18 protein-coding genes are annotated in these 17,267 nt (G+C 62.0%); 4 read left to right on the top strand and 14 right to left on the bottom strand.

Annotated features, from left to right (window positions below; all coding sequences use genetic code 11):
• Positions 1–244: 244 nt before the first annotated feature.
• From NKJ90_RS06730 to NKJ90_RS06695, 8 genes are all read right to left on the bottom strand, one after another.
• A complete protein-coding gene (locus NKJ90_RS06730) occupies positions 245–1,336 on the bottom strand; it encodes a 3-deoxy-7-phosphoheptulonate synthase (RefSeq protein WP_023761103.1) in 1,092 nt (363 codons plus the stop codon).
• 236 nt (positions 1,337–1,572) lie between these two features.
• On the bottom strand, positions 1,573–1,827 hold the full coding sequence (locus NKJ90_RS06725) for a type II toxin-antitoxin system prevent-host-death family antitoxin (RefSeq protein ID WP_031260719.1): 255 nt from the start codon (positions 1,825–1,827) through the stop codon (positions 1,573–1,575).
• A 91-nt stretch (positions 1,828–1,918) separates the two neighbouring features.
• Complete coding sequence (locus NKJ90_RS06720) at positions 1,919–2,713, bottom strand: SDR family oxidoreductase (RefSeq protein WP_023761104.1); 795 nt, start codon at positions 2,711–2,713, stop codon at positions 1,919–1,921.
• Positions 2,714–2,750: 37 nt separating this feature from the next.
• Complete coding sequence (gene iolG, locus NKJ90_RS06715; RefSeq protein WP_023761105.1) at positions 2,751–3,746, bottom strand: inositol 2-dehydrogenase; 996 nt, start codon at positions 3,744–3,746, stop codon at positions 2,751–2,753.
• A 168-nt stretch (positions 3,747–3,914) separates the two neighbouring features.
• Positions 3,915–4,682 (bottom strand): ATP-binding cassette domain-containing protein, encoded by a 768-nt coding sequence (locus NKJ90_RS06710; RefSeq protein ID WP_023761106.1) that lies wholly within the window; start codon positions 4,680–4,682, stop codon positions 3,915–3,917.
• A gap of 2 nt (positions 4,683–4,684) precedes the next feature.
• A complete protein-coding gene (locus tag NKJ90_RS06705; RefSeq protein WP_023761107.1) occupies positions 4,685–5,761 on the bottom strand; it encodes an ABC transporter permease in 1,077 nt (358 codons plus the stop codon).
• A gap of 101 nt (positions 5,762–5,862) precedes the next feature.
• Positions 5,863–6,804, bottom strand: coding sequence for a sugar ABC transporter substrate-binding protein (locus NKJ90_RS06700; protein WP_023761108.1), 942 nt, complete (start codon positions 6,802–6,804; stop codon positions 5,863–5,865).
• A gap of 295 nt (positions 6,805–7,099) precedes the next feature.
• Positions 7,100–8,131 carry a LacI family DNA-binding transcriptional regulator gene (locus tag NKJ90_RS06695; protein WP_023761110.1) on the bottom strand — a complete coding sequence of 344 codons (1,032 nt, stop codon included), beginning with the start codon at positions 8,129–8,131 and terminating at the stop codon, positions 7,100–7,102.
• 168 nt (positions 8,132–8,299) lie between these two features.
• On the opposite strand from NKJ90_RS06695, the gene NKJ90_RS06690 reads away from it, so the two are divergent.
• Genes NKJ90_RS06690 through NKJ90_RS06680 form a run of 3 tightly spaced genes read left to right on the top strand, consistent with a single transcriptional unit; the run spans position 8,300 to position 10,993 of the window.
• Entirely contained in the window at positions 8,300–9,391 is a 1,092-nt protein-coding gene (locus NKJ90_RS06690; RefSeq protein WP_023761111.1) for a fatty acid desaturase family protein, read from the top strand.
• 52 nt (positions 9,392–9,443) lie between these two features.
• Positions 9,444–9,758, top strand: coding sequence for a MocE family 2Fe-2S type ferredoxin (locus NKJ90_RS06685; RefSeq protein WP_023761112.1), 315 nt, complete (start codon positions 9,444–9,446; stop codon positions 9,756–9,758).
• Positions 9,755–10,993 (top strand): NAD(P)/FAD-dependent oxidoreductase, encoded by a 1,239-nt coding sequence (locus NKJ90_RS06680; RefSeq protein WP_031260720.1) that lies wholly within the window; start codon positions 9,755–9,757, stop codon positions 10,991–10,993. The genes NKJ90_RS06685 and NKJ90_RS06680 overlap by 4 nt, the downstream gene beginning before the upstream one ends.
• Positions 10,994–11,020: 27 nt before the next feature.
• Here NKJ90_RS06680 and NKJ90_RS06675 read toward each other — a convergent pair whose 3' ends face one another.
• The 6 genes from NKJ90_RS06675 to hslV form a co-directional block, all read right to left on the bottom strand.
• Positions 11,021–11,980 carry a DUF1402 family protein gene (locus NKJ90_RS06675; RefSeq protein WP_023761114.1) on the bottom strand — a complete coding sequence of 320 codons (960 nt, stop codon included), beginning with the start codon at positions 11,978–11,980 and terminating at the stop codon, positions 11,021–11,023.
• 235 nt (positions 11,981–12,215) lie between these two features.
• Positions 12,216–13,529: an ATP-dependent protease ATPase subunit HslU gene (gene hslU, locus NKJ90_RS06670; protein ID WP_023761115.1), complete on the bottom strand. Its 1,314-nt coding sequence runs from the start codon at positions 13,527–13,529 to the stop codon at positions 12,216–12,218.
• 4 nt (positions 13,530–13,533) lie between these two features.
• Entirely contained in the window at positions 13,534–14,133 is a 600-nt protein-coding gene (locus tag NKJ90_RS06665; RefSeq protein ID WP_023761116.1) for a DUF2585 domain-containing protein, read from the bottom strand.
• 49 nt (positions 14,134–14,182) lie between these two features.
• On the bottom strand, positions 14,183–15,337 hold the full coding sequence (locus NKJ90_RS06660) for a hypothetical protein (RefSeq protein ID WP_023761117.1): 1,155 nt from the start codon (positions 15,335–15,337) through the stop codon (positions 14,183–14,185).
• The gene (locus NKJ90_RS06655) at positions 15,334–15,846 is read right to left on the bottom strand and encodes a GNAT family N-acetyltransferase (RefSeq protein ID WP_023761118.1); all 513 of its coding nucleotides are present in this window, start codon (positions 15,844–15,846) and stop codon (positions 15,334–15,336) included. Before NKJ90_RS06655 ends, NKJ90_RS06660 begins: the two co-directional genes overlap by 4 nt.
• Before the next feature lie 53 nt (positions 15,847–15,899).
• Entirely contained in the window at positions 15,900–16,451 is a 552-nt protein-coding gene (gene hslV, locus NKJ90_RS06650) for an ATP-dependent protease subunit HslV (protein WP_023761119.1), read from the bottom strand.
• A 213-nt stretch (positions 16,452–16,664) separates the two neighbouring features.
• Here hslV and hisB point away from each other — a divergent pair, with 213 nt between their 5' ends.
• A complete protein-coding gene (gene hisB / locus NKJ90_RS06645) occupies positions 16,665–17,264 on the top strand; it encodes an imidazoleglycerol-phosphate dehydratase HisB (protein WP_023761120.1) in 600 nt (199 codons plus the stop codon).
• Positions 17,265–17,267 lie beyond the last annotated feature (3 nt).

Genomic DNA, 17,267 nt, shown 5'->3' with positions numbered 1-17,267 from the left:
TCCTCTTCAAAGAGAAGGCCCCTAAAGAATCAACCTTTCCACTCAACGCAAGACTTACTCTTACTCATATGCGATTCCCCTGCCCACAAGGGGGAGGGAACACTGCCGCGCACTCCAATTCGATCCTTTTGGCGCCTGAACGTTGGCAGTTTGCCGTTGTCAGCGCCGACTGGAGTCTCCCTCCCCCTTGTGGGGAGGGGTTAGGGGCGGGGGTCCGTGCCGGGCAAAGGCCGGCAATAGTGGCTTAGGCGGCTCCCTGGCGGCTATCGATCATGGCGCGGCGCACCGAGCGGCGCCACTCGACGGCGCCGGCAAGGCCGTGCAGCACCGTCTCGGTGGTCGCCCAGTCGATGCAGCCATCGGTGATGCTCTGGCCATACACCAACGGCTTGCCGGGCACGATGTCTTGCCGGCCGGCGACGAGGTTGCTCTCGATCATCACGCCGATGATGCGCTCGTCGCCCGCCGCGACCTGGCCCGCGACATCGGCCGCCACCTTGGGCTGGTTCTCGGGCTTCTTGGCTGAGTTGGCGTGGCTGACATCGATCATCAAACGGGGCGCGACACCGATGCGGGTAAGTTCCGTGCTAGCGGCTTCGACGCTCGCCGCGTCATAATTCGGCTGAACGCCGCCGCGCAGGATGACGTGGCAGTCCTCGTTGCCGGTGGTCGTCGCGATGCCGCTGCGGCCGCCCTTGGTCACCGCCATGAAATGATGCGGCTGGGCGGCGGATTTCACTGCCTCGGCAGCGATCCGCAGATTGCCGTCGGTGCCGTTCTTGAAGCCGACCGGGCAGGACAGGCCCGATGCCAGTTCGCGGTGGATCTGGCTCTCGGTCGTGCGCGCGCCGATGGCACCCCAGGCGACGAGGTCGGCAATGTATTGCGGCGTGGTCATGTCGAGGAATTCGGTCGCAGCCGGCAGGCCGAGATTGTTGACGGCAGACAGCACGTTGCGCGCCATCCGCAGTCCCTTGTCGATGTTGAAGCTGCCGTCGAGATCGGGATCGTTGATCAGGCCTTTCCAGCCTATTGTGGTGCGCGGCTTCTCGAAATAGACCCGCATCACGATCTCAAGCCGGTCCGACAGGCTCTCGCGCAGCGCCGCCAGACGGCTGGCATAGTCTACCGCAGCGACCGGATCGTGGATCGAACACGGGCCGACGATGACGAGCAGCCGATCGTCGGTGCCGTTCAAGATAGCGTGGATGGCATTACGTGAAGCGCTGACGGTGCGCGTCGCCGTCAGCGTGCGCGGTATTTCCCGCATCACCTGGTCCGGCGTACTCAATTCCCTGATTTCCTTGACCCGAAGATCATCTGTAGTGGTCAACACGGCTTTCTGCTCCTGTTTGGGGAACCTGCCGGCTGAAACAAAAAAGCCGCCAGGTATGGCGGCTGTTCGGATCTTGTTGCTGCAATCTTCAGATCGAGCGCAATCCTCCCGCCGCCAGCGAGCTCCTAAAGTACCAATACGTGGCGGTCAGGTTGATCATGAAACTCATATAGTCGAAGCCGAAGTGTTTGTCACGTGCCCCGATGGCAACCGAGCAGCAGCCTCACAACGGCAGATCACGCGGGTTCGTCGCGCCGGCGCTCAAGGTCAAGATCGGCGCCGCGCAGCGGCGAGCCCTGCAGGAACTCAGCAAGCGTGACCTTGCGCGCGGTCTTGCGATGCCATTCCTCGGCCGAGACGACAACCACGCTTGGTTTGCCGTTTCTGGTGATCGTCTGCGGTGAGGACTGTGCGCGCTCGATAACCTCCGAGAGCCGGGCCTTTGCTCCGGCGACCGTCCAGTTGGTACCCTCTTTGGGTGCAGATGGCATCTCGACCTCCGTGACCATCCTGACTACATGGAATAGCGATGCGTCGGCAACAGGGCGCGGGTGACGGGCGTTTCCGCTGGACTCGCCGGCGCTATTCCGGCGCCGACCCGGCAATACCCTGGTCGTAGTCGACCAGCGATCCGGTCATGACGCCCGATTGCGGGCTCACCATGTAGCTGATCAGCCGAGCCAGCTGGTCCGGCTTCACCAACTGGCCCATCGGCTGCGCGGCTTCGGCCTTTGCCAGCCAGTCGTCCGGCGCGTCGTGCCATTTCTTCTGGACGATATCCTCACCCTCGGTGTCCATCCAGCCGGGCAGCACGGCGTTGCAGCGGATGCGATTGCGTCGATACGAATTGGCGACGTTCTTGGTCAGCGTCATCAGCGCGCCCTTGCTCGTGGAATAGGGCGTCAGGAAAGACTGCCCGCAATGCGCCGACATGGACAGCACATTGACGATCGAGCCAGGCGCCTTGCGATCGAGCAGATGCGCCACCAGGCCCTGCATCAGGAAAAACGGGCCGCGCACATTGGTGTCGAAGATCTGGTCGAAAAGCTCTTCGCTCGTTTCGACCAGCGAACCGCGCGCCGATGTGGCGGCGGCGTTTACCAGCGCGTTGATGGTGCCGAAATGCGAGATCGCGGTGGCGACCGCGCGCTTGCAGTCGGTGACCTTGGAGACGTCGGCGCTGATGAAGATGGCGTCGACACCCAATTTCCTGAAATGGGCAACGGCCTTGTCGCCCTTCTCCTGCGAGCGGCCGATGAGCGCCAGCGCCCGGCAGCCCTCGTCTGCCAGCGCCTCGGCAACGGCAAATCCGATGCCTTGCGCACCACCGGTGACGATGGCGCGTGTCTGTGAATTGCGATCGGCTGATGCGCTCATCGCTATGCTCCTGTGTCTGGGGTCCGAAATCCGGTTCTTACTTGTCGAGGCGGACGGTCTTGCCCGATGTCGCGGACTTTAGTGCCGCGTCCGCCAGCTTCAGTGCCACGAGGCCATCCGCGCCGCTTGGCGCCGCCTTCTTGCCCGACGTCGCCGCAGCGATGAAGGCAGCGATCTCATTGGCATAGGCATCGAGATAGCGGGTCATGAAGAAGTCGTGCAACGGCGGGCGCGTATAGCCCTTCTCGTTGGCCAGTTCGATCGACACCGGGCGCTGGTTCTCGGCCGCGATCATGCCTTTCGAGCCGTGCACCTCGATGCGCTGGTCGTAGCCATAGGTGGCGCGGCGCGAGTTGGAGATGACGGCCTGCTTGCCGGATGCGGTTTCGAGGATGACGCTGACGCTGTCGAAATCGCCGGCCTCACCGATCTTCTTGTCGACCAGCACCGAGGCATGCGCGCTGACAGCCACCGGCTCCTCGCCGAGCAGGAAGCGCGCCATGTCGAAATCATGGATGGTCATGTCGCGAAAAATGCCACCCGAGCGCTTGATGTAATCGATCGGCGGCGCACCCGGATCGCGCGAGGTGATGGTGACCATCTCGACGGTGCCGATCGCGCCGTCGTCGATCGCCTTGCGCACGGCGGCGAAATGCGGATCGAAGCGCCTGTTGAAGCCGACCATCAGCGTCGCCTTTGTCTTGTCGACCACCGCCAGGCATTTCTCGACCCGCTCGGCGTTCAAATCGATCGGCTTCTCGCAGAAGATCGCCTTGCCGGCCTTGGCGAAACGCTCGATCAGGTCGGCATGGGTGTCGGTCGGCGTGCAGATGACGACGGCGTCGATGTCCTTGGATTTCTCGATGGCGTCGATTGTGCGCACTTCGGCGCCATAGGCGCTCGCCAACTCGGTCGCCGCCTTCTCGAACGCGTCGGCGACGGCAACCAGTGTGGCCTGCGGATTGGAGCCGACGGCGCGGGCGTGGACCTTGCCGATGCGGCCGGCACCGAGGAGGGCGAAGCGGAGAATCATGGAAATTTCCTCTAGGGATGGGTTCGAGAGAGTGGTGTCTCCACCTTCCTGTCAGGGAAAGGTGGCAGGCGTATTTTTTTGGCGCAATTCCGACCGGAAAACCGTTTCACACTTTTCCCGGAATTGCTCAACGCGCCAGATTGTTGCTAAACCGGGTGATCATCCTGTTTAGGCCGCGAGCTCTGCCTCCCCGGTCTTGGCGCCGGTAATGTAGGAGACGATATCGTTTCCGTCGGTGTTCTCCTTGCGCAAATTGGCGACGATTCGGCCGCGCCGGAACACGACGATGCGGTCGCAAAGATCGAACACCTGGCGCATGTTGTGGCTGATCAGGATCAGCGGCTCGCCATTGTCCTTCAGCGTGCGGACGATGTTTTCGACCTGTGCTGTCTCCTGCACGCCAAGTGCGGCCGTCGGTTCGTCCATGATGATCAGTTTTGACGCGAAGGTCGCGGTCCGGGCGATCGCCACGCATTGGCGCTGGCCGCCCGACATATGGCGGATGGTGTTTGACAAATTGGGGATCTTCACCGCCGTGCGGACAAGTGCGGCCTCGGTCGCCTTGCGCATGTATTTGCGGTCGAGAATCGAGAACGGGCCGAGATTGAACAGCACCTTTTCGCGGCCGAGGAACAGGTTCGACGGCACATCGAGGTCGTCGGCCAGCGCCAGGTTCTGAAACACGGTCTCGATGCCCGCCTCGCGCGCCTCGATCGGCCCGGTGAAATTCACTTCCTTGCCATCGAACCAGATCTGGCCGCTGGTGCGTTGCTCGACACCGGTGATCTGGCGCACGAAGGTCGATTTGCCGGCGCCGTTGTCGCCCATGATGGCGACATGCTCGCCTTTGCGCAGCTCGAAGTTCGCGCCTTCCAGCGCATGCACGCCGCCATAGCGCTTGGTCAGGTTTTCGGTCTTCAGGACGATGTCTGACATGGTCAAGCCCTCATTGCCCGCAGGCGTTGGCGCCACTGGTCGAGAACGACAGCACCGACGATGATCACGCCCTTGACCATCTCCTGGTAGTAGGCGTCGAGGCGCAGGAAGGTAAAGCCGGAGATGATGACGCCGAAGATCAGCGAGCCTATCACCGTGCCAATGATCGAGCCACGGCCGCCTGACAGCGAGACGCCGCCGATGACCGCCATGGCGATGGCGTCGAGTTCGTACATCACTCCCATGCCCGACTGTGCGGTGAGGTTCTTGGAGCTCAGCACCACGGCGGCGAGCGCGGCGAGCACGCCGGCGATGACGTAGACAAGGATCTTGTGGTTGGCGATCTTGATGCCGGACATGCGCGCGGCATCCTCATTGGAGCCGATCGCGTAACAATGCTTGCCGTACCTTGTGTAGCTCATGATCAGCTGGAACAGCACCGCCAGAGACAGGAAGATGATGACCGGCATCAGGCCTTTGCCGATCGCCGCGAAACTCTCGGTGGGAAACGAGATCGGCTGGCCCTTGGACCACCATTTGGCGATGCCGCGCGCGGTCACCATCATGCCGAGCGTGGCGATGAACGGCGGAATGCGCGTGTAGGCGATCAAGGCACCGTTGATCAGGCCGGCAAACAGGCCGCAGCCGATAGCGACCAGCACCGGCACGATCACCGGCAGGTCGGTCCAGCCCTGCGCGAGGAACATCGCCTTGGGGTTGGGATTGCCGTTGACGGTCGCCACCTGGGCAAAACTCATGGCAATCATTGCCGTCGCGCCGACGATCGAACCCGAGGACAGGTCGATGCCGCCGGTGATGATCACCTGCGTCACGCCGATGGCGATGATGCCGACGATCGACACCTGCAGGATGATGATCTGCAGCCGGGCTTCATTGAAGATCGCGCTGACGTCGCTGCGGGTGTTGAACAGGAAGCTGTCGCCAAGAAAGAGCCGGCCGATCAATTCGAAGACGACAACAAGAATGACGAGCGCCAGGAAAACGTTGAGTTCGGCAGGCCATGCGCGCTTCTTCGCATCATAGGTGAGGCCGCCGACGCCATGAGATGTCTGTGCCATCGTTCTTTCCTCCGTCAGCCGCAGTTCTCCCCTTGCTGCCTTGCCGGCGCTGAGGGGAAGAGGAGCGGCGCAGTGAGAGCGCCGCTCCGCATGTCCGCTGCTCAGTTCTTCTTCAGGAACTTGTCGATGTTCGCCGGCGTCACCAGTTGGAAGGGGACGTAGACCTTGTGTTCGACCTTTTCGCCCTTGGAGAGCTTGAGCGCCGCATCCAGCGCACCGGCGCCCTGGCCGGCCGCGTCCTGGAACACGGTTGCGTCGAGGTCTCCCGCCTGCATGGCGGCAAGCGCGTCCTGGGTGGCGTCGACGCCGCCGACGACGACCGACTTCATGTCGATGTTGGCGGCTTTCATCGCCTGGATGGCGCCGATCGCGCTTTCGTCATTGTTGGCGATGACGCCGTCGAATGGCTTGCCGGTCGACAGCCAGTTGGTCATCAGGTTCTGCGCCTCGTCGCGGTTCCAGTTCGACGTCTGCTTGTCGATGATCTTGATGAAATTGCAATCCGGCGTCGCGATCACCTCTTCGATATCCTTGGTGCGCTGCACGGCGGCCTGGTTGGAGAGCTCGCCCATGATCACATAGACATTGGCTTCCTTCTTGCCGGCTTCCTTGAACAAGCGGCAGACTTCCTTGGTCTCGAGCGTGCCGGAATCCGCCTCGTTCGAGGCGACGAAGGCCTGGTTGTCGGGCAGCGTGTCGACATTGACCGGCTCGCGGTTGACGTAGACCAGCGGGATCTTGGCTGCGGCGGCAGCGTCCGACATCGCCTGCGTGGCCGAGGTGTCGACCGGGTTGACTATGATGGCGTCGACGCCCGAGGCGGCGAAGTTCTTGATCTGGTCGAGCTGCTTGGCAACGTCGTTCTGCGCGTCTTCGACCTGCAGCTCGACGCCGCTCATGCCCTTGGCCTGAGCGATCATGCCGTTGCGCAGCACGGTCAGGAAGTTGTCGTCGAACTTGGCCATCGACACGCCGACCTTGGCGGCCATGGCAGATGAACTCATCAGCGCCGCGAAGGCGACGCCCAAAAGCAGTTTCTTCATTGTGTTTCTCCTCCACATATTGGTGTCCGGTTTCACCGATTTATCCGGAATCCCCGATCTCCCCGGGGAATCTCTCCCACGGCCTTTTCTGTTCCGGATGGCGTTTTCCTAGGGGAACGCCAGGCTCCCAGTTTTGAAACAGATGTCCGGAACGAAAGGACCAAAATACGTAGCTGATGAAATATTTATTCCATTTCACATCGGGGCGTCAAGGGCAATTCAGCGGCCTGCGGGCCTATTTGCGCATCGCCCTGATGGATTCTATCATTTGCCTCGGCGGCTCGCGCGGCGGCAGCTAGATGTTTTCCGGCAGATAGATGTCAAAGGGCAGGAAGGTCTGGCCTGGAGCGTTGGCGGCGCCGGTTTCGATGGCATGCGCCATCAGGTCGACAAGCTCACGACATAGAGCGGCGAGCGGCGTCGAGATCACCATGGTGAGGATGTTGTCGGCGAGTGCCGCGCGCGATTCGGCGTTGATCTCGTTGCAAACGACCACCGGCATGTTCGCGGGCTTTGCTGCGCGCAGCGCCGACACCGCACCTTCCATGCCCCCGCCGGCGACGTAGCAGCCGACAAGATCCGGATAACACGCCAGAAGATCGATCATCGCATCATGGGTCACCTGGTTGGCTTCCAGATTGACCAGCGTTTCAAGCACGCTGAAGTCCGGCGCATGCTCGCGGAAGAAGGAGCGAAAGCCGATCTCGCGCAGCTCGTGGCCGTGGAAGCGGTGGCTGCCGACGAAGAGGGCGACCTTGCCGGGTTCCTTCGCTGCCTTGGAGATCATCCATGCGGCGGTGCGCCCGACCTTGCGGTTGTCGAGGCCGATATAGCCCTCCCGGATGCCGGCGGCAAAGTCGGACAGCACCGAAAAGACCGGCTGGCCTCTCGCCTTCAAGGTTTCCACGACCGCTGTCAGGGTCGGATGGTCCGGGCCGACAACGGCGATAGCCCGCGATTTTGCCGCCAGCCTGCGCATCTGGGATGCGATCTCGTCGGGAGCCAGGGAACTGGCGAAGTCGATGGTCGCAACGCCACGGAAGCGCTGCGATTGCGAGATGGCCAGTTCGAGTTCCCGCGCGAAGTCACCGTAGAAGGCATCATTGCCCCGTAGCAGCAGGAAGCCCAGCCGGTATTCCGGCAATTCCTGGCGCATGCGCTGCTTGATAAGTCCGGCGGCGTGATAGCCGATATCGGTAGCGGCCTCGTAGACGCGGCGCGCGGTCTCCTCGCGCACCGGCAGCCGGTTGTTCAGCACGCGGTCGACGGTGGCGACACTGACGCCCGAGACGCGCGCCAGATCGGTGATGGTGGGCCGTTTCGCCATGCTTGCCTCATTGGATCGCCTGAGGCTTCCTACACCATTCTGATGGGAAATGATAGAAACTATCTTTATGATGTTGAGTCTATCATGATCTGGCACTATTTTTCAGGCTCGAAGCCAAATGGATTTCGGGCGTTCGTTCCGACGAGTGCCTCGCCGAGGGAGGCAACCATGCATGCTGCGCCGTCCCGGCGTGACTACAGCCTGATCGGCCGCGACGCCAAGCTCGCCGTCGAGACCGGGCTGTCGGCGGCCGAATGGTATCACACCGAGATTCCGCGCAAGCAGATAAAGGAGCTGATGCAGCGCTCCGACGGGCCGGCGATCCGCGATACCATCATCTGGCTCGCTGCCCTGATCGTCAGCGGCGCCGGCGGTGCCTGGTTCTGGGGCACATGGTGGTGCGTGCCGTTCTTCTTCGTCTACGGCGTTCTCTACGGCTCCTCGACGGATTCACGCTGGCACGAGTGCGGCCATGGCACCGCGTTCCGGACGCAGTGGATGAATGATGCGGTCTACCAGATCGCCTGCTTCATGATCATGCGCAATCCGGTGACCTGGCGCTGGAGCCACACGCGCCATCATACCGACACCATCATCGTCGGCCGCGACCCGGAAATCTCGGTCATGCGACCGCCGGACCTGGTCCGCGTCGTCCTGGGGTTCGTCGGTGTGCTCGACGCCTGGCATGCGATGAGCGACATGCTGCGCAACGCCGCCGGCAACATCAGCGCCGCGGAAAAGACCTTCATTCCCGAGCAGGAGCAGCCAAGGGCGATCCGCGTCGCCCGCATCTGGACGTCGACCTATGCCGCGACCACTGTGTTGGCGTTCTACACCGGCTCGTTTCTGCCGCTGATGCTGATCGGCCTGCCCAGGCTCTATGGGGCCTGGCATCACGTTATGGTCGGCCTTCTGCAGCATGGCGGCCTGGCCGACAATGTCACCGACCACCGGCTCAACAGCCGCACCGTCTACATGAACCCGATCAGCCGCTTCATCTACTGGAACATGAACTACCATGTCGAGCATCACATGTTCCCGATGGTGCCCTATCATGCGCTGCCGAAGCTGCACGAACTGATCAAGCACGATCTGCCGGCGCCGACACCGTCGATCCTGGCCGGCTACCACGAGATGATCCCGGTCTTCCTGCGCCAATTGCGCAACGAGGACTATTTCCTCAAGCGCGAGCTGCCGCCGACCGCCAGGCCATACCGCGAGGAATTCCACAACGATGCCGTCGCGGTCGCGGCGGAATGATCGTTCGGTCATCCGGATTTCCAGGCGAGCCCCGATTGTTGAGGAGGAATCTATGAGCGACTGGGTCGAGGCCTGTGACACCGGCGACATCGACGAGGAGGATGTGATGCGCTTCGATCATGGCGGACGCACCTTCGCCATCTATCGCAGCCCGGATGACGAGTACTTCGCCACCGACGGCTATTGCACGCATGAGAAGGCACATTTGGCCGACGGGCTGGTGATGGACGACATCATCGAATGCCCCAAGCACAATGGCCGCTTCAATTACAAGACGGGTGACGCCCGCGGCGCGCCGGTCTGCGTCAACCTGAAAACCTATCCGGTCAAGGTCGATGCCGGCAAAGTCCTGATCCAGGTCGGATGACCGATATGGCGCGGGGAATGGTCATTGTCGGCGCCGGCGAATGCGGTGGGCGAGCAGCTTTGGCACTGCGCGATCTCGGTTATGAGGGGCCTGTGACGCTGGTCGGCGACGAGCCGCATCTGCCCTACGAACGCCCGCCGCTGTCGAAGGACGCGATGGCCAGCGACGCGCCCGAGATCAAGGCGATCGCCAGCGACGCAATTCTGGCCGAGAAATCGATCCGGCATATCCATTCCGTTCAGGCCGTGGCGATCGATCGCGCGGCGCATATGGTGCGCCTGTCGGACGGTTCGGTCCTGCCTTATGACAAGCTCCTGCTGGCGACCGGTTCGACGCCGCGCAAGCTGCCGATGGCGGGACTGGGTCGGCGCTGCGTTTATCTCCGCACCTTCGTCGATGCGCTCGCCATTCGCGCGCATCTCAAGGCAGGCAATCGTATCGCCATCATCGGCGGCGGCTTCATAGGCCTCGAACTCGCCGCCGCGGCACGCAAGCTCGGAGCGTCGGTCACCGTCATCGAGGCGCAGCCGCGCATACTGATGCGCGGCGTACCGGCCGAGATCGCCCAGATCATTCATGATGCGCATGTCGCCGAAGGCGTGAAGATCCTGTGCGGCGACGGCATCGTGTCCATTGCCGACGATGGCAACGAGGTGCGCATTGCGCTTGCCGGCGGACAGGACATATCAGCCGATCTCGCCGTCATCGGCATAGGCGCCGTGCCGGTGACCGGGCTTGCGGCCGAAGCCGGCCTGATGATCGACAATGGCATCGCTGTCGATGCCGAGCTGCGCAGCAGCGATCCCGATATCTTTGCCGCCGGCGATTGCTGCTCGTTTCCGCTCGCGGTCTATGGCGGTCGCCGCGTGCGGCTGGAAGCCTGGCGCAACGCCCAGGAGCAGGGCGCGCTGGCGGCGAGGAACATGCTGGGCGCCGGCGAGGTGCACGCAGCGGTGCCGTGGTTCTGGTCGGATCAATATGGTCTGTCCCTGCAGATCGCGGGCCTCTCGGACGAGGGCCGCAGCACTGTGCGCCGCGACCTCGGCGATGGCGCCTTCATCCTCTTCCACCTGGCCGAGGATGGCAGGCTGGTGGCGGCCAGCGGCATCGGTCCCGGCAACACGGTCGCCCGCGACATCCGGCTGGCCGAAATGCTGATCGCCAAGCGGGCGAAGCCGACGCCGGAAGCGCTGGGATCGCAAACCGTCAAGCTGAAGTCGTTGCTGGCGGCTTGAGCTTGCGAAGAATGGAGGGCCGAGGCCCTAAAACAGTGCCTTCAGCTCCGGCAGCTTGTCGTTGACCAGCCAGCCGTAATAGTTCTCCTCCGGCAGCTTCTCCGGCTCGCCGGCGGCGCGGCGCCTGTCGTTCTCCGCCTTCAGCGCGTAGGCGCGCTGCTCCGGATTGCCGACATTGTAGAGCGTGGCGGTCAGCCCCGGATTGCCCGAAATATCGAAGCCGGCAATGCTCTTGTAGGCGTCGATCGATTTTTTGATCGTCGCGGCGACGTAAGGCAGCGTCAGGTCGGGATCCATGATGGTCTTGTAGACCGAATTGGGGTCGGCGACGTCGAGCTTCGGCAGGCCCGAAACCCTGTGCACGAGATCGCTCATCTGCAAGGCGGTCAGCGGATTGAGCTGGCCGAGGCCGAAGGTCTGGCCGGCATAATAGGGCTGGAAGAAGGTGGCGCCGAAGCGGTCGTCTGGAAAGCTTGTCCCGCCGACGCTCTTGCCGCGAAACGAATGGTTCCACACCTGCTCACGGCATTCCCACAGATCATAGCTGTCCGAGACGCCGGCGCATTTCTTGAATTCCGGCCGCTGCACGAAATCAGTGACGTCCTCGCCGTCATAAGCGAAGGACAGCTTGCTCGACAGGTAAGAGATCGCCTTGACGTAATAAGTCTGCAGCCGGTCGTAAGCGTCGACATTGTAGGTGTGCTCGCCGACGATGGCGCCGACGATGTGCATCGGATCAATGCCGTAGGTGGCTGCTGCCTTCTTGATCTTGCCGCGCAGGTCGGCGTCGTTCTGCAGCAGGGCGTAGACCTTGCGGTACTTCGCCTGGAAGGTGGTGTTGGTCGCCTGCGTGCGCCGGCTTGAAGCGCCGGGAATGTCCGGCTGTACGGCATTACGGTTTCCCGCCGGCACCAATGTCGCCGCTTCAGTGGCGAACAGCGTCGCCGCCAGCGTCAAGCCGAGAATGAGCAGGATCAGTTTTTTCATGCGCCGCCGCCCAAGCAATTCCAGGAAAAGTGTGAAACGGGTTTCCGCCCGGAATTGCGTCAACCAAGAGATCGAGAATGCCGCGCAAACTAGGTAAAGCTCTTGATCGAGTCGAGAGCACCCCTTCGCCCAGCACTACGAAAGATGGCCAGATGGTACCATCTGGCCACACCCCAAACTGTTTGCCGGAACCGTGTCGTCCGGACCGGCGCCGGAATGACCCCGGCGCCGTCGTTTAAAGGATGAATCGCGACAAATCTGTGTTTCGCGACAGATCGCCGACATGCTTTTCCACATAGGCGGCGTCGATTGTGACGCTCGTGCCGTTGCGGTCCGGCGCGTCATAGGAGATGTCATCCAGCACTCGCTCCATCACCGTCTGCAGCCGCCTTGCGCCGATGTTCTCAACGCTGGCGTTGAGGTCGACGGCGATGCCGGCCAGCGAATCGATGGCGTCGTCGGTGAAGGTCAGGTCGACGCCTTCCGTCTTCATCAGCGCGATATACTGCTTGATCAGGCTGGCCTCGGTCTCGGTCAGGATGCGGACGAAATCGTCCTTCTCCAGCGCCCGCAGCTCGACGCGGATCGGCAGGCGGCCCTGCAATTCCGGCAACAGGTCGGACGGCTTCGACACATGGAACGCACCCGAGGCGATGAACAGGATGTGGTCGGTCTTCAACGGTCCGTATTTGGTCGCCACCGTCGTGCCCTCGATCAGCGGCAGCAGGTCGCGCTGCACGCCTTCGCGAGAAACTCCAGCGCCCATGCCGCCTTCACGCGACGCGATCTTGTCGATCTCGTCGAGGAAGACGATGCCGTCATTTTCGGTCGCATCGAGCGCCCGGCGCACCACCTCATCCTGGTCGAGCAGCTTGTCGGACTCATCGTTGACCAGCAGCGCGTAGGATTCCTTGACCGTCGTCTTGCGCGACTTGGTCTTCTTGCCGCCCATCGCCTTCGACAGCATGTCGTTGATGTTGAGCACGCCGATATTGGCGCCCGGCATGCCGGGAATCTCGAAGCCGGGCATGCCGCCAGTGCCGGTGTCGGCGACTTCGATCTCGATCTCCTTGTCATCGAGCTCACCGTCGCGCAGCTTCTTGCGAAAGCTATCACGCGTCGCCGGGCTCGCTGTCTTGCCGACAAGCGATTCCAGCACCCGTTCCTCGGCGTTGATGTGGGCGCGCGCCTTGACGTCCTCGCGCATCTTCTCGCGCACCAGGCCGATGGCGATCTCGACCAGGTCTCGGATGATCTGCTCGACGTCACGGCCGACATAGCCGACTTCGGTGAACTTGGTCGCCTCGACCTTGACGAAAGGCGCACCGGCCAGCCGCGCCAGGCGGCGCGAGATCTCGGTCTTGCCGACGCCCGTCGGCCCGATCATCAGGATGTTCTTCGGCATCACCTCTTCGCGCATCTGGCCTTCCAGCTGCTGGCGGCGCCAGCGGTTGCGCAGGGCGATGGCCACGGCGCGCTTGGCGTCCTTCTGGCCGATGATGAAGCGGTCGAGTTCCGAAACGATTTCGCGGGGAGAAAATGTGCTCATATGACTAAATTCCACTTTGCCACTGCTTGATGGCCTCTAACGGATGCAGCAGCATGATCACGTTGAGTGTCAGATTGTCCCGGATCAGATAGCCGGTACCCAGTTCGAAGATGACGGCGAGGCTGACGATCACCCATATAGGTAGCGTTCGTGCCATCACAAATCCCAGCACCATGGCCAGTGTGTCCGAGACCGAATTGATGATGCTGTCGCCGTAATAGTCGAGAGAAATGGTGCCGGCGCGGTAGCGGTCGATGATGAACGGGCTGTTCTCGACCAGTTCCCAGCCGCCTTCGATGAAAACGGCGAATGCCAGCCTCAGGCCGATCGGTGAGCGCGGAAACAGGAAGCGCGCCAAGGCATAGAACAGGAAGCCGTGGATGAAATGCGATGGCGTGTACCAGTCGGAAATATGCTGGGAATTCTCCGAACTCTGCACGATTCCATGCCAGAGCTTGACGTAGCCGCAGGTGCAGATCGGTGTCCGTCCCATCAAATAGAGCGTGACGGCCTGGACGATGATCAGCCCAAGCACGATGAGAACCCCCATCCGCCAACTGTTTTCGTAGGCCGAGAGGTCTTTGTCCTCGCCGGATGCTTTCATGCCGTCATTCCCCCTCATGCCCATCGTGCTCTTCGGTCATCACAGCCCGCTACGCCTTCAGCGGCGGCAGCCAGCGGATTACGGCCGCCGGCAAAGTAGGCTTGACGACAATTCGCCGGATACGCTGCCAGCCCGCCCCGAAAAGGACGATCAACGCGCCGACAACGACCAAGATCAAGGCAAAAGGCGGAATGCCAGTCGAATGGGAGGCGGAGTTGACCAGATAGTAGATGCCCAGCGAGCCGAAATAGGCCAATGTGGGAACCAACAGCGAACGGCGGTCTATGGCGAGCGCAACATAAACGAAGCCAAGGATCAGGATCGTCAGCATGATGGTCGCATTGGCATCGGGCGCGATATGTCCGAATGCGACGTTCTGGCCAGTTGCCATGATAAAGAGCGGATGCACCAGCATGGGCGCCGATACGACATGCAGCCAGAACGCACAATCGGACCAGATTTTGCGTCGATCTCGGTCGTGGATGTCGAAAGCCACGGCCGTCGAGAATACGATCAGGCCGCAGATCAGCGGCATGTAGAGTGCCGCGCGGAGCAATTCGGGAACATCCTCGAGGCTTGGCGGCGCAACCGCGCCTGTCGTCACGCCGTCGTACAGGACTATCGCCGTTTGCAGGAAAGCAAGTAGGGTGAAGGCGATGGCGATGACCCCGGCAAGGACGGGGACGCGAAAGCGCCAGAAATAGATCACCGCCGCCGCTATTCCCCCGCCGAGAAACAGATATCCGGCCCGGGAAGCCGTTTGGCGCAACGCCAATAGCTGCCAGATGGTCTCCGGCATGCGGATGTCAAAGCTGGCCCTAACCCCCAGCGCCAGCGCGACCAGGATGGCGACCATGAAGATCAGGGCAAGCACGGAAGAAGACAATTTCATCCGGTGCTGGCGCGTGACAATTTCGGCGAGTGCCCAGGCGAAAACCGCAAGAATGCCGGCAATCCAGAACGTCTGACCAGGAAGCATGGTGATGAGGACGAAGAAAATACCGGCGTTGAGCAGAACAGTCCCCACGGTGATGAAGAGATCATTGCCGCCGCCGACCAGTCGCAGGTTTTCCTCGTCACCCTCATCATCGGCGCGCTGGGCCCCAGCCGCGCCCGCGCGCTCCATGGCCTCAAGTTGATCCCGCAGCGTCTGCGAAATCAGACCCGCGGCGATCGCCTTGTCGAGTGTTTCCGCGCGGATCAATCGGGCTCCTGTGGCGCGTCGCGCGCCATCATCAATGCTGGCCCGTATTCCGATATTCTGGTGTCAAAGGCAACAAAGCCAGCCTTTTCATAAGCGCGGATAGCCCGCCCGTTGGCGGGATCCGGGTCTATGATGACGCGCGGCACGCCTTCCTCGAACAGCTGTTCGACGAACTGGCGCACGATTGCCGAGCCATGGCCGAGCCCGAGCAGCTCCGGCCGGCCGATCGACAGGTCGATGCCGAGCGTTCCGTAAGGCTGGTCGGCATAGGGGTGGTCGTCTTCCAGATGCGGGTCGTAGCTCTGCAGATAGGCGATCGGCTTGCCGTGGAGTTCGACGATCAGCGGCTCGACGGAAATCGAGTCGATATGATCGCGAATCTCGGCGATTTCCGTTTCGGGATCGTCCCACCACTCTGCCACATGCGGCTCGGCGAGCCAGCCGGCGATCATCGGCAGGTCTTTCTCGGTCACCGGCCGAAAATCATATCTATCTTCTTGTTCAACCATGATCTTTCCCGAAAACCGGTCTCCACTTTTCGGGATCATGGTCGGCGGCCGGGTCAGCCGGCATCGAGCGTTTCGATGACGAAATTGTTGTTGGTGTAGACGCAGATATCGGATGCGATCTGCATCGCCTTGCGGGCGATCTCCTCGGCGTCCTTGTCGCTGTCCATCAGGGCGCGCGCCGCGGCCAGCGCGAAATTGCCGCCAGAACCGATGGCCATGACGCCATGTTCGGGCTCGAGCACGTCGCCGGTGCCGGTCAGCGCCAGCGAGACCGACTTGTCGGCAACCAGCATCATCGCTTCCAGCCGGCGCAGATAGCGGTCGGTGCGCCAGTCCTTGGCGAGTTCGACGCAGGCGCGCGTCAGCTGGTCGGGATATTGTTCGAGCTTGGCTTCAAGCCGCTCCAGAAGGGTGAAGGCGTCCGCCGTGGCGCCGGCGAAACCGGCGATCACATTGCCGCTCTTGCCGATGCGGCGCACCTTTTTGGCGTTGCCCTTCATGATGGTCTGGCCAAGGCTGACCTGGCCATCGCCGGCGATCACCACCTTGTTGCCCTTGCGCACCGTCACGATGGTCGTGGCGTGCATGGTCAGTTCATTCGACATTTCCTGGCTCCGAGCAGCGCTATCCCAATAGGCGATTGGCGCGTACGAGTGACTTGATCGGCCATATGTATGCATGGGCCCGGTGATTGCAAACCGCTCGATACCCGACCGGGATGGCAACTGGCAATCGCCGGATCATGCTGCTAGAAGGCTCTCGTTTTCAAGCCGGTGAAGGCTTGGAACGCATGAAAACCCTGGGACAAGGACAAGGTCATGTCGCCCCGTTCCGCCGAAGCCAGCCGCAAGACCAAGGAAACCGATATCGCGGTATCGGTCCATGTCGACGGTTCGGGCAAATCAGACATTTCGACGGGCGTCGGCTTCTTCGACCATATGCTGGACCAGCTTTCCCGCCACTCGCTGATCGACATGACGGTCAAGGCCAAGGGCGACCTGCACATCGACGACCACCACACGGTCGAGGATACCGGCATCGCGCTCGGCCAGGCGCTGGCCAAGGCACTCGGCGAACGGCGCGGCATCATGCGCTATGCCTCGATCGACCTTGCCATGGACGAGACGCTGACGCGTGCGGCGATCGACGTGTCCGGCCGTCCCTTCCTGGTCTGGAACGTTTCCTTCTCGTCGCCTAAGATCGGCACGTTCGACACCGAACTGGTGCGCGAGTTCTTCCAGGCGCTGGCGCAGAATGCCGGCATCACGCTGCATGTCACCAATCATTACGGCGCCAACAACCACCACATCGCCGAGACCTGCTTCAAGGCGGTGGCGCGTGCGCTGCGCACGGCACTTGAACGCGACCCGCGCCAGCCGGACGCGGTACCCTCCACCAAGGGATCTTTGAAGGGATAGCGT

Source organism: Mesorhizobium sp. M0051 (genome assembly GCF_040323235.1).
GTDB lineage: Bacteria > Pseudomonadota > Alphaproteobacteria > Rhizobiales > Rhizobiaceae > Mesorhizobium.
The sequence above is the reverse complement of the archived record's forward strand: the minus strand, read 5'-3'. Positions and strand labels throughout refer to the sequence as shown.

Bases quoted from the DNA above. Each gene is read 5' to 3' on its own strand.
- NKJ90_RS06725 (WP_031260719.1), bottom strand. From the start codon at position 1,827: ATGCCATCTGCACCCAAAGAGGGTACCAACTGGACGGTCGCCGGAGCA.
- NKJ90_RS06665 (WP_023761116.1), bottom strand. From the start codon at position 14,133: ATGAAAGCATCCGGCGAGGACAAAGACCTCTCGGCCTACGAAAACAGT.
- NKJ90_RS06705 (WP_023761107.1), bottom strand. From the start codon at position 5,761: ATGGCACAGACATCTCATGGCGTCGGCGGCCTCACCTATGATGCGAAG.
- iolG (WP_023761105.1), bottom strand. From the start codon at position 3,746: ATGATTCTCCGCTTCGCCCTCCTCGGTGCCGGCCGCATCGGCAAGGTC.
- NKJ90_RS06690 (WP_023761111.1), top strand. From the start codon at position 8,300: ATGCATGCTGCGCCGTCCCGGCGTGACTACAGCCTGATCGGCCGCGAC.
- hslU (WP_023761115.1), bottom strand. From the start codon at position 13,529: ATGAGCACATTTTCTCCCCGCGAAATCGTTTCGGAACTCGACCGCTTC.
- NKJ90_RS06680 (WP_031260720.1), top strand. From the start codon at position 9,755: ATGACCGATATGGCGCGGGGAATGGTCATTGTCGGCGCCGGCGAATGC.
- NKJ90_RS06655 (WP_023761118.1), bottom strand. From the start codon at position 15,846: ATGGTTGAACAAGAAGATAGATATGATTTTCGGCCGGTGACCGAGAAA.
- NKJ90_RS06700 (WP_023761108.1), bottom strand. From the start codon at position 6,804: ATGAAGAAACTGCTTTTGGGCGTCGCCTTCGCGGCGCTGATGAGTTCA.
- NKJ90_RS06695 (WP_023761110.1), bottom strand. From the start codon at position 8,131: ATGGCGAAACGGCCCACCATCACCGATCTGGCGCGCGTCTCGGGCGTC.
- NKJ90_RS06685 (WP_023761112.1), top strand. From the start codon at position 9,444: ATGAGCGACTGGGTCGAGGCCTGTGACACCGGCGACATCGACGAGGAG.
- NKJ90_RS06720 (WP_023761104.1), bottom strand. From the start codon at position 2,713: ATGAGCGCATCAGCCGATCGCAATTCACAGACACGCGCCATCGTCACC.
- NKJ90_RS06710 (WP_023761106.1), bottom strand. From the start codon at position 4,682: ATGTCAGACATCGTCCTGAAGACCGAAAACCTGACCAAGCGCTATGGC.
- hisB (WP_023761120.1), top strand. From the start codon at position 16,665: ATGTCGCCCCGTTCCGCCGAAGCCAGCCGCAAGACCAAGGAAACCGAT.
- hslV (WP_023761119.1), bottom strand. From the start codon at position 16,451: ATGTCGAATGAACTGACCATGCACGCCACGACCATCGTGACGGTGCGC.
- NKJ90_RS06675 (WP_023761114.1), bottom strand. From the start codon at position 11,980: ATGAAAAAACTGATCCTGCTCATTCTCGGCTTGACGCTGGCGGCGACG.